The 11384-nt window shown below is 71.4% G+C and carries 10 protein-coding genes; 5 read left to right on the top strand and 5 right to left on the bottom strand.

Going from position 1 to position 11384, the window contains the following annotated elements; genetic code table 11:
* Positions 1-118: 118 nt before the first annotated feature.
* Positions 119-700, top strand: coding sequence for an FxsA family membrane protein (gene fxsA, locus G6048_RS42660; protein ID WP_165344991.1), 582 nt, complete (start codon positions 119-121; stop codon positions 698-700).
* Positions 701-1069: 369 nt separating this feature from the next.
* Here the strand turns inward: fxsA and G6048_RS42655 are convergent, their stop codons facing one another.
* The 3 genes from G6048_RS42655 to G6048_RS42645 form a co-directional block, all read right to left on the bottom strand.
* On the bottom strand, positions 1070-1444 hold the full coding sequence (locus tag G6048_RS42655) for an RNA polymerase-binding protein RbpA (RefSeq protein ID WP_003977404.1): 375 nt from the start codon (positions 1442-1444) through the stop codon (positions 1070-1072).
* A gap of 279 nt (positions 1445-1723) precedes the next feature.
* Positions 1724-3073, bottom strand: a complete 1350-nt coding sequence (locus G6048_RS42650; RefSeq protein ID WP_165344990.1) for an MFS transporter — start codon at positions 3071-3073, stop codon at positions 1724-1726.
* A gap of 61 nt (positions 3074-3134) precedes the next feature.
* Positions 3135-3902: a glycerophosphodiester phosphodiesterase gene (locus G6048_RS42645; RefSeq protein WP_165344989.1), complete on the bottom strand. Its 768-nt coding sequence runs from the start codon at positions 3900-3902 to the stop codon at positions 3135-3137.
* Positions 3903-4084: 182 nt separating this feature from the next.
* Here G6048_RS42645 and G6048_RS42640 point away from each other — a divergent pair, with 182 nt between their 5' ends.
* Positions 4085-5584, top strand: a complete 1500-nt coding sequence (locus G6048_RS42640) for an SCO1417 family PLP biosynthesis transcription factor (RefSeq protein ID WP_165344988.1) — start codon at positions 4085-4087, stop codon at positions 5582-5584.
* Positions 5585-5615: 31 nt separating this feature from the next.
* On the opposite strand, the gene G6048_RS42635 is transcribed toward G6048_RS42640, so the two are convergent.
* A complete protein-coding gene (locus G6048_RS42635) occupies positions 5616-7229 on the bottom strand; it encodes a hypothetical protein (RefSeq protein WP_165344987.1) in 1614 nt (537 codons plus the stop codon).
* Between the two features lie 35 nt (positions 7230-7264).
* Positions 7265-7459, bottom strand: a complete 195-nt coding sequence (locus G6048_RS42630) for a hypothetical protein (protein ID WP_165344986.1) — start codon at positions 7457-7459, stop codon at positions 7265-7267.
* A 312-nt stretch (positions 7460-7771) separates the two neighbouring features.
* On the opposite strand from G6048_RS42630, the gene G6048_RS42625 reads away from it, so the two are divergent.
* The 3 genes from G6048_RS42625 to G6048_RS42615 all read left to right on the top strand — a co-directional run bounded on the left by G6048_RS42625 (position 7772) and on the right by G6048_RS42615 (position 11263).
* Positions 7772-8164, top strand: coding sequence for an ankyrin repeat domain-containing protein (locus tag G6048_RS42625; RefSeq protein ID WP_165344985.1), 393 nt, complete (start codon positions 7772-7774; stop codon positions 8162-8164).
* A gap of 300 nt (positions 8165-8464) precedes the next feature.
* A complete protein-coding gene (locus tag G6048_RS42620; RefSeq protein WP_165344984.1) occupies positions 8465-9883 on the top strand; it encodes a HEAT repeat domain-containing protein in 1419 nt (472 codons plus the stop codon).
* A 255-nt stretch (positions 9884-10138) separates the two neighbouring features.
* Positions 10139-11263: a glycosyltransferase family 4 protein gene (locus G6048_RS42615; RefSeq protein ID WP_165344983.1), complete on the top strand. Its 1125-nt coding sequence runs from the start codon at positions 10139-10141 to the stop codon at positions 11261-11263.
* Positions 11264-11384 lie beyond the last annotated feature (121 nt).

Genomic DNA, 11384 nt, shown 5'->3' with positions numbered 1-11384 from the left:
GTGTGGGGGAGCGGGCGGGGCGGCTCCTGGGGCGTAAGTCGCCCTGATCCGCGGGGCCTTAGGCGGAGCTGATCTCCCCCTTATCCCGCTCTGAGCCCGGGCCAGGCACACTGGACGCATGACGACTGGCGCTCCGACTCCGACGTACCCCGCGCGACCGCGGCGGTCCCGGCTGCGTACGTTCCTCCCGCTCGGCATCGCCGCATGGCTGGTCCTGGAGATCTGGCTGCTGACCGTGGTGGCGGGCGCGGCGGGCGGCTGGGCCGTCTTCCTGCTGCTCGTGGCCGGTTTCGTGCTGGGTTCCGTAGTCATCAAGCGGGCCGGACGCCGAGCTTTCCGGGCCCTGAGCGAGACGCTGCAACAGCAGCAGAGCGGAGTGCTGCCGCAGGGCGAGCGGGCCAGCGAAGGCAACAGTCTTACGATGCTGGGCGGCCTGCTCCTGATGCTGCCCGGCCTGATATCCGACGCGTTCGGCCTGGTCCTCCTGATCCCACCGGTTCAGAAGTCCCTGAGCCGCTACGCAGAACGCACCGTCGAAGCCAAGCTCCGACAGGCTACCCCCGGCACCCTGGGCGACGCCTTCCAACAGGCCCGCATGCACCGCCCCGACGGCAAGGTCGTGCCGGGCGAGGTCATCCACGATGACGAGCGCCGGGGCCCGGAGGGCGATCCGGGACCCCGCCCGCCGCTGACGGGCTGAGGCCCGGGTTCTTCGCCTCCGCCGCCCCTACCCGTCCCATCCTCGGGGCTGCGCCCCGAACCCCCACCATGGGCTCCGCCCCCAGACCCCGCTGGGGGCTGCGCCCAGGTCTCCGCGCGCTGGACCCCGGTGCTCAAACTCCCCCAGCTACCGCTGGGAGGTGCCCCCAGACGGGCTGATTTTCAGCCCGTCCGGCGCTTGAGGACGAGCCCGCTGGGGCGACGGGGGTCTGGGGCGCAGCCCCAGGGACAGCAACCCACCACTCGGCGGCACCCTGAAAACACAACAGAACCGCGGGTGCCGTGCACGAAAAGGCACGGCACCCGCGGTCCCGGGTGCGCTCTGTATGCCGCCCAACCCCCGGAGGGACTACGCGGACTTGCGGCTGTCCCGCGGATGTACCGCGATATTCATGGCACCGGAGCGAAGAACGGCCAGCCGCTCCTCGAGGACCTCTTCGAGTTCCTCGCGCGTGCGCCGCTCCATCAGCATGTCCCAATGCGTGCGCGCGGGCTTGGCCTTCTTCTCTTCGGGGCCGTCGCCATCCACGAGGAGTGCCTGGGCCCCGCAGACCTTGCACTCCCACTCCGGCGGGATCTCCGCCTCCACCGAGAAGGGCATCTCAAAACGATGGCCCTTCTCGCATGCGTACTCCACGGCCTGGCGTGGAGCCAGGTCGATGCCGCGGTCAGTCTCGTAGCTGGTCACCACGAGGCGCGTGCCGCGAAGAGCTCGCTCACTCATGAATCGTGCCTCCCGGGCTTGTCGCCCACAGGACAGGTGTCGCTGTCGTCGTCATCCGGTCAACGTCCGGTCGGCGGTAAAGATTCCCATTGCGGGTCATGCGTCGCCGTCGTAGCCGCCCCTTGTTGTACCCACCAGCGCCCGGTTTGTCACATCTGAGAGCAGATGTCACCCAACGTTTCGGCTTCTTTGACGCGCAGTAACGGTACGCCTGGCAGGCCAAACGCGTACACTACCGGCCTTTGGCCTCAGGTGCTAAATCGACACCAGGGGCAGGCTCTAGATCCGGTCCGGAACCGGGTTGCCCGCATCCCGCACCGCCTGCCGCACCGGAACCCGCGCGAGCAGCAGGAATCCGATGACGAAGAAGGCGACGAGCGAGATGATCGCGTCCCGATAGCTTCCGGTCAGCTGGTATGTGAGACCGAACACAAGCGGGCCGAGCCAGCTCATGCCGCGGTCGCTCATCTCGTATGCCGAGAAATACTCGGCCTCTTTGCCGGGCGGCACCAGATGCGAGAACAGCGAACGGGACAGCGCCTGGCTCCCGCCGAGTACGAGTCCGATCCCGGCGGCGAGCACGAAGAACCACATGGACGAGCCCGCGGGCAGGAAGTAACCCGCCCCGATCGTCACCGTCCACGCTACGAGCGAGCCGAGAATCGTGCGCTTCGCGCCGTACGTGCGCGCGAGCCGGCCCATGCCGAGCGCCCCGCCCACGGCCAGCAGCTGGACGAGCAGCACCGCGACGATGAGGGTCGACTGGCCGAGGCCCAGCTCTTCGGAGCCGTACACGGAGGCCTGTGAGATGACCGTCTGGATGCCGTCGTTGTAGACGAGATAGGCCAGCAGGAAGGCGACTGTGCGGGGCCTGCGCCGCATGTCGCGCACGGTGGCGGCCAGTTGCCCCCAGCCGTGCGCGGACGCCCCCTTCGGGGACGTGACAGGGCGGTCGCGCAGCCGCTTGAGGGGTACGAGAGTGAAGGCGCCCCACCAGATGCCCGCCGAGGCCAGACAGATGCGTACCGCCGTCCCCTCCGAGAGACCGAAACTGTCGTGGGCCGTGAACAGCACCAGGTTCGCCACCAGGACCAGCGCGCCCGCGGCGTAACCGAAGGCCCAGCCCCTGGACGAGACGGTGTCGCGCTCCTCGGGCGGGGCGATCTGCGGCAGATAGGAGTTGTAGAGCACCATCGAGACGGCCACCGAGGCGTTGGCCACGATCAGCAGGAAGCCGCCCAGCAGATAGCGGTCGCCGTCCAGGAAGAACATGCCGGTGGTGGCCGTGGCGCCTACATAGGCGGCGGCCGCGAGCAGCGGCTTCTTGCGCCCGGTACGGTCGGCCGCCGCGCCCGCCAGCGGCATCACGAAGATCGACAGGATCACGGACGCGGACACGGAGTACGCGAAGAAGGAACCCGCGCGGATTGGGATCCCCAGGGGGTGCACAAAGCCGTCCGCGTCCGCCGCGGACTCGGCGACCGACGTCAGGTAGGGGCCGAGGAACACCGTCAGGACGCTCGTCGAATAGACGGAGCAGGCCCAGTCGTAGAAGTACCAGCCGTGTTGTTCGCGGCGCCGCCCGGCCGCGTCGTCGGCCGCCCCCGTCCGCACGGTGTCGGTGCTCACCCGTGCCCTCGCTTCCCCGTCGCAGTCCCCGTACGCGGACGCCGCGCGGTGCGCCGGGCGGTCAGACCCAGGTGCCGCGGTCCTTGAGGACTCCGCGCAGCGTCTCGATGTGATCGGTCATGATGCCATCGACTCCGAGGTCGAGAAGACGGTGCATCCGCTCGGGCTCGTTGACGGTCCACACGTGGACGTGCAGCCCACGTGCGTGGGCGGCGCGCACGAAGCGGTGGTCGACCACGGGGACCCCCGACTGGGACTCGGGCACCTGCGCGCAGACCGCCGAGCGGCGCAGCGCGGCGGGGACGCCCCACGAGAGCAGACGCAGCCCCAGGACGCCCCGGGTGCCGTACGAGGTCGCCAGTCGGGGCCCGGCCAGGCGCTGGGCGCGGGACACGCGCGCTTCGGAGAAGGAGCCGACGCAGACGCGGTCCCAGGCATTGGTGCGGGCGATCAGGTCGAGCAGCGGGTGCAGGGCGGGCTCCGCCTTCATGTCGACGTTCCAGCGGACGTCGGGGAACGTCTCCAGCAGTTCCTCGAAGAGGGGCACCGGTTCGGCACCGGCCACGCGCGCGTGCCGTACGTCGTCCCAGGGGAGGTCCGCTATTCGGCCCGCCCCGTCGGTCACCCGGTCCAGCGTGGCGTCGTGGAAGGCGACGAGCCGGCCGTCGGCGGTGGCGTGCACATCGGTCTCGATGTACCGGTAGCCCGCCTCGACCGCGCGCCGGAACTGCGCCACGGTGTTCTCCAGTCCGTCCGCCGCCCCGCCCCGGTGGGCGAAGGCGATCGGGCCGGGATGGTCGAGATAGGGATGGCGTATCCGCGTGGTCACACGCGCAGTATCGCCCCCCTCGGTTGCCCCGCGGCAACGACGGTGCTGCCGCCTGCCGAGGGAACGGCGAACACCCGCAGGCACAGCTGCTGGATAGCGGTAGTGGCCTGATTCGTGGCACCCTGTGGCTTGGTAGTGGGATGGCCATCCGTGGCCAATTCGGGGAAGGTGGACTGGGGATCATGGCACAGTGGACTTCGGCCGTCGGTGCCGCGCAGCTGGCGCGGCTGCTCAACTCGCAGCAGGAGCGCCCTGCCGGACCGGGCACGCGCCGTCCGCCCGCCTATCGTGCCCTCGCCGACGGCGTCCGGCTGCTCGTGCTCGAAGGGCGCGTCCCTGTCGCCGCGCGGCTGCCCGCCGAGCGCGAGTTGGCCCTCTCCTTGTCCGTCAGCCGCACCACCGTGGCCGCGGCCTATGAGGCGCTGCGCAGCGAGGGGTTCCTGGAGTCCCGTAGGGGAGCGGGGAGTTGGACCGCGGTACCGGCCGGCAATCCGCTGCCCGCACGGGGCCTCGAACCGCTGCCGCCCGATGCGCTCGGCTCCGTGATCGACCTCGGCACCGCGTCCCTGCCGGCGCCCGAGCCCTGGCTCACCCGTGCCGTACAGGGCGCCCTGGAGGAGCTGCCGCCGTACGCCCACACGCATGGCGACTATCCGGCGGGGCTGCCCGCGCTCCGTACGACGCTCGCCGAGCGCTACACCGCGCGCGGCATCCCCACGATGCCCGAGCAGATCATGGTGACCACCGGCGCCATGGGGGCCATCGACGCCATCTGTCACCTGTTCGCCGGGCGCGGTGAGCGCATCGCCGTCGAGTCGCCCAGTTATGCCAACATCCTCCAGCTGATGCGGGAGGCGGGAGCCCGCCTGGTGCCGGTCGCCATGGCCGAGGGCCTCACGGGCTGGGACACGGACCGCTGGCGGCAGGTGCTGCGCGACGCGGCGCCCCGGCTCGCGTACGTCGTCGCGGACTTCCACAACCCGACCGGCGCGCTCGCCGACGAGGACCAGCGGCGGCGGCTCGTGGACGCGGCACGCTCCGCGGGAACCGTACTGGTCGTGGACGAGACCATGAGCGAGCTGCATCTGGACGACGGGCTCGAACTGCCGCGCCCCGTCTGCGGTTTCGACCCGGCCGGGTCGACGGTCATCACGGTCGGCTCGGCCAGCAAGGCGTTCTGGGCCGGTATGCGGATCGGCTGGGTGCGGGCGGCGCCCGATGTGATCCGCAGCCTGGTGGTGGCACGCGCGTACGCCGATCTGGGCACCCCCGTCCTGGAACAGCTGGCCGTGAACTGGCTGCTCAGCACCGGGGGTTGGGAGCAGGCCGTGGACGTGCGCCGCGGCCAGGCCCGCGAGAACCGCGACGCGCTTGTGGCCGCCGTACGCCGTGAGCTGCCCAGCTGGGAGTTCGAGGTGCCGCACGGCGGGCTCACGCTGTGGGTGCGGACCGGAGGGTTGTCGGGCTCGCGTCTGGCCGAGGCCGGAGAGCGGGTCGGCGTACGGGTGCCGTCGGGGCCGCGCTTCGGTGTGGACGGGGCCTTCGAGGGCTATGTGCGGCTGCCGTTCACCGTCGGCGGCGCGGTGGCCGACGAGGCCGCGGCGCGTCTGGCCGCCGCGGCCCGGCTGGTGGAGACGGGAGCGAACGGGGCGACGGAGACGCCGCGCACCTTCGTGGCGTGACCCCGCGCACCCGGACCTCTGTCGCGACCGGTCAGCCTTCCGCCGTGACCTTTGCGCCCGCCTCGGCGCCCGTGCCGTCTTTCGTCATGACGACCGTGACGTTGGCGGGCTTCGCGTCCGCCTCCGTCTCCGCCGGGGCGGTGCGCTTCGGCAGGAGGTTCAGGACGGCCTGCCGGTGGACCTCGCTCGTCGCCTCGTCGTACGGGTCCGGGGTCGCCGGAACCTGGAGGCGGTGCACCGGACCCGTGCCCAGCCGGGCGTAGCCGCGTCCGGCGGGCACGTCCGGGGTCGGTGTGGTGGGCGGAAGCGTCCCGAGCACCGCTTCGAGCTGCCCGGCGGAAGCCGGGCCGAGCACCACACGCGCGCGCGTGTGCTGACGTACCAGGTCGGTCAGGCTCTCCATGCCGTCGAACTGCTCGGCCACCACCACCGTCACACCGGCCGCGCGTCCGTGCCGCAAGGGCACCTGGAGAAGGGACTGCGGATCCCGGCGCCCTTCGGACGCCGCAAGCTGCCCGAGCACCGTCGGGCGGTCCAGGAGGAGCCAGAGCGGACGCCGCGTGTCGTCCGGCGCGGACTGGCCCGCCTGACGGGCCCGGTTCATGGCGATAAGACGTCGCTCCGTCTCGTGCGTCGCCCACTCCAGACCGGCCAGGGCACCCGCCAGATCGCACTCGACGGCCAGTACGCCGGCGCGGCCCGCGAGACACGCGTACTCGCCCGTGCCGCCGCCCTCGACGATCAGCACGTCACTGTGCCGGAGGGTCTGCAGAGCGATCGACCTCAGGAGGGTGCTCGTGCCGCTCCCGGGACCGCCGACCGCGAGAAGATGCGGCTCGGTCGAGCGCACCCCCGTACGCCAGACGACCGGCGGTACGTCGCGCCCCTGCGTACCGGAGATGACAGGGAGCGTGCGCTGGACGCCCGCCGGATCGGTGAAGCCGAGCACGGTCTCGCCCGGAGCCGTGACGAAGCGCTGGGCGGCGATGTCGGCGGAAAGCGGCGGCAGGACCGTGACGGTGAGCTGGTTGCCCTCCTCGTCCCACTCGAAGCGGTACTCCCGGCCACGGCCCGACTTCGTGTGCAGCAACTGCTCGATACGCGCGCGGGAGGCCGCGTCGCCGTCCGTGAAGTACGCGGGGTAACGGATCGTCAGCTGTGAGATGCGGCCGGTGCCGTCGAACGCGTACGAGACGAAGGCCTTTGACCACTCCCCGCCGTGGGTGAACAGGGGAGCGGGGTCCTCGGGGACCGAGAAGTACGGGACGAGCGCCTCGTAGAGCGACTGCAGGCGCTTGGTCTGCGCCGCGTCGGGGCCCGCCGGCCGGGACGCGGTGCGGTCCCGGCCGTGCCAGGCGGCAGCCGCCATGAGGGTGATGGTGGCGAGCAGCGGCCCGAACGGCAGGAAGGCGACGGCCAGCACGATCGCGGCCAGCAGGAACAGCAGCGGGCCGCGCCGGTCCTTGGGGGTGCCGGACCATCTGTGCCGCCCTGCCGCCGCCAGCCGGCGCAGTCCACGGGTGATGGTGATCAGCGGATGGAGAACGTCGGTGGCGCTGTCGGCGGCCGACCGGGCCAGCTCCCGGCCGCGGACGATCCGGTCGCTGCCGTTGCTCAGAATGCGGGGGAGGGGGCGCCGGGCCACTGCTGTCTCCTGACTGCGCGCGGAGGGGAGGGGCTTCAGAACCTGATTCCGCCGAGGAAGCCGGCCAGGCTCTCACCGCCGGCCTTGATGCTCGGGGCGATGGTCGTGCTCGCCAGATAGAACCCGAAGAGCGCGCACACCATCAGGTGCCAGAACTTGAGGCCGTCTTTGCGGCAGAGGATAAGGATGATGATGCCGAGCAGGACGACACCTGAGATGGACAGGATCATGATCGTTCTCCTGGTGATAGGGAGGCTCGATGGGGGCAGTCACCATGAGTGCTTCCAGAGTCACAGCATGTATCGGTATGACAAAAGCCGCAACTAGGTGAATTTCCCATCGTTGTGCCCTGATGGTCCTGGTCCACCGGACGCCCGGATGTCAGAGGTCGGCTGCCGGCTTCGAGCTGATCTTTGCCTCGGCCGGGACCGGTCGTGTGTCCGCTCAAGCCAGTACGCTGGCGATTCACTCGTACGGACGCCCCGCGCGTGGCCGTACGGACCCGAAGTTCCCGAGTTCGCGCAGCGAGAGGTGATCCGGCGATGAGTGAAGCCCCTGACCCCGAGGTCGTGGAGCTGGCGACCAGGATCTTCGATCTGGCGCGCCGGGGCGAGACGGAGGCGCTCGTCGCGTATGTCGACGCGGGCGTCCCGGCCAACCTCACCAACGACCGCGGCGACTCCCTCGTGATGCTCGCCGCCTACCACGGCCACGCGGAAGCGGTACGCGCCCTCCTGGAGCGCGGCGCCGAGGCCGACCGCGTCAACGACCGGGGCCAGACGCCGCTCGCCGGAGCGGTCTTCAAGGGCGAGGACGGGGTGGTCCGGGTCCTTCTGGACGCCGGTGCCGACCCTGAAGCGGGCACGCCGTCCGCCGTGGACACCGCCCGGATGTTCGGCAAGGCCGAGTTGCTCGGCCTCTTCGGAGCGAACTGAAGCACCCGCCCTGACCAGGCGCAACAACGATTTTGGGGGAGGCGGTACCCAGCCGCCGGAAATGCGGTCGCGGTAGCGAGAACCGCTGGGTCATCATGACGTCGTGATTCACGGACGCGATGGCTGGGCAGGTGTTGCCGCACCGCGCGGGCCGTGATGCGGCCCTGACGGGCACCGACGAGAGGCAGAGGAAGATGGTCTACAGCAAGCAGGAAACGACGGGCGTCCCGACGTGTTGTCACGTGACCAGGTAAAGCACGATCCCCGGTTGCGCCGACGCTTGATGTGAGGCTGTTTCCCATGTTCGATCCGGTCATAGCGCCCAGCGGTACGCTGCTCGGCCTGCTCCAGAGGGGCCGCGGCGACGGCACGCTGCACGCGCTCACCGCACCGCGCCCCGAGGCGCTCGCCGCGCTCAACGCGTGTGTGCTGCACGACCCCCGCCACGACTGGCAGGTGGAGAACCGCTCTCTGTACTACGCCCGTCTCTATCTCGATCTGAACGGCGAACTCGACGAGATCGAGGCCCACCTCTTCGACGCCGCGGACATCCTCGACACGGACGAGTCGCGCACGGGACTCGCGCTCGCCGTGCTCGGGCATCTCGCCTCGTACGGCAGGCGGGACGCACTCGAACTGCTGCGGCGGTACGCCGCCCGCGGCAGTAACTGGGCCTGGGCCCTGGACGAACTGGCACTGCGCGACGACGACGCCGCACTGCTCGCCCTCGCGGCGCCCGTCCTCGCCCGCTTCCCGGCAGACCCCGAGGGCGAGGCCGAACTCGCCGCCGCCGTGCGCGACGCCTTCGAACCCCGGCCCTGGCGGCTGTGGGCCGAGGACCCCCGCGTATCCGTCGCCACGCGCGTGCGTGCCGCCCAAGAAGCAGGCTCCTTCGACCGCTGGCAGCGGCAGATGCGACCCTCCGGGCCCCGGCCCGGCTGGAGCGTGCGGGCCGTCTTCGAATGGGCCCAGCAGGGCGTCGAACGCGGAGCCGCGCTCCATGTCCCGGCCGCCCGCTGCCTCACCGCCGTCGCAGGGCCCGACGACCGCGCCGAGATCATCGACGCGGCCCGGCACGGCGACGACGGAGCGCGCTGTACGGCCCTGCGCTATCTCGCCGACAGCCATGATCCCGACGTACTCGACCTGATCGAGGCCGCCCACGTCGCCGGCTCGCGACTCGTCGTGGGCGCCGCCGTGGACGCCTTCGAGCGGATGCGCAGCGTCGCCGCCGTGGAGCGGGCGCGACGGTGGGCGCACCGGCCCGACGCGCTCGGTCAGGCCGCAGGACGCGTGCTCGCCTGCCGGGGCGGCGCACAGGACAGCGAGCTGGTGCTGGGCGCCCTGCGTGAGGCCGTACGGGGGGACGGGCCGGACGCGCCGACCTTGTGCACCCTCGTCGACGGCGCCGGACGACTCGGTATCGCCTGTGCCGCACCCGTGCTGCGCCACGTCTACCGGGAGACGGCCTCATCGCATCTGCGCGGGCGCACGGCTCGCGCGCTGGCCGCCACCGATCCGTCCTTCCCCGCCGGGTTCGCCGTCGAGTGTCTCTGGGACTGTGAGGAGACGACCCGGGAAGTGGCCGCCCGGCACGCCGAGACCGGTGACGCCCGGGTGGTCGATCAGCTCCGGCGGCTCGCCGCCGATCCGGCCGAGGAGGCCGAGGTGCAGACGGCGGTCCGCAGCAGAATCGGCCCGGACACGACCGCCGTGTGAAGGCCGGAGCGTCCACGTGTGAGATCGCGCACCTCCGCGGCGGGGTGCGAGATGCGGCCGTGGTGTGGCGATGCGGGATGCGACCGTGGTGTGAGCGCGTTGTCGCCCGCCCGTAGTCCGTTCGTACGAGCCCGGATGCCGGGGCGTGACCGGGGCGTGATCCGGGGGCGCACGCAGCGCAACGCTCATGGGACGTTCCCTCTCCGGAAAGATCCACGTTGACGCGGCCACGTCCAGCACGACGACAACACCGGTATGCGTGTCGTCATCGTGACCGAGTCCTTTCCCCCCGACGTGAACGGCGTGGCCCACTGCGCGCTCCAGACCGCCCGACACCTCGTCGACCGCGGTCACGCCCCCCTCGTCGTCGCCCCGGCCACCGCCGCCGGCAACGGGCCCGACGCCCTCGCGCCGTGCCCCGTCGTCCGAATCCCCTCCCTACCGCTCCCCGGCTACCCCCAGGTCCGTGTCGCCCTCCCCAGCCGCCGCGTCGCCGCCGCGATCACCGAACACCGCGCCGACCTCGTCCACCTGGCCAGCCCCTTCGTCCTCGGCGTCCGCGGAATGGCGGCCGCCACCCGGCTCGGCGTCCCCGCCGTGGCCGTCTATCAGACCGACCTCGCCGGATACGCCCGCACGTATGTGCACGCGGGTGAGGCCACCGCCTGGCGGCGTATCCGCTCCGTCCACGCCGCCGCCGACCGGACGCTCGCCCCGTCCAGCGCCGCTCTGCAGGACCTGGAGGCGCACGGTGTGCCCCGGGTGCGACTGTGGCCGCGCGGTGTGGACACCGTCCGGTTCCGCCCAGAACACCGGGACGACGCACTCCGCCGTGAACTCGCGCCGAACGGCGAGCTGATCGTCGGCTATGTCGGCCGGCTCGCTCCCGAGAAGCAGGTCGAACTCCTCGCCGGAGTCTGCGGCCTGGACGGCGTACGCGTCGTGGTCACGGGCGACGGCCCGAGCCAGACGAGTCTGACCGGGGCACTTCCCGGAGCCGTGTTCCTGGGCCGTCGCACCGGTGACGAACTCGCCCGGATCTTCGCCTCGTTGGACGTCTTCGTGCACACCGGACCCTTCGAGACCTTCTGCCAGACCGTGCAGGAGGCGATGGCCAGCGGTGTCCCCGTGGTCGCCCCCGCCGCGGGCGGACCGCTCGACCTGGTGGCCCACGGGCGCACCGGACTCCTCGTCCCGCCGCGCGACGAGGGTGCCGTACGCGACGCCGTGGCGGTGCTCGCCGCCGATCCCGCGCTGCGGGCCGCGTACGGCGCCGAGGCGCGCCGTACCGTCGAGGGCCGCACCTGGGCGGCCGTCGGCGACCAGCTCATCGGGCACTACGCCGACGTGCTCACCGGACGGGCGGTGGTCGCGGCATGAGTTTCCTGAGTCAACCTCTATGCCGCCAAGGGGGTGTCGGCGGTCGTGTTGATCTTTCCGTTGGCCTGGTGGATCTCGGGGTCGTAGCAGGCTCCGTCGCGCCAGCAGGCCCAGATCACCC

This window comes from Streptomyces ureilyticus, assembly GCF_011045025.1.
Taxonomy (GTDB): domain Bacteria; phylum Actinomycetota; class Actinomycetes; order Streptomycetales; family Streptomycetaceae; genus Streptomyces; species Streptomyces ureilyticus.
This window is presented reverse-complemented; position numbering and strand designations above follow the sequence as displayed.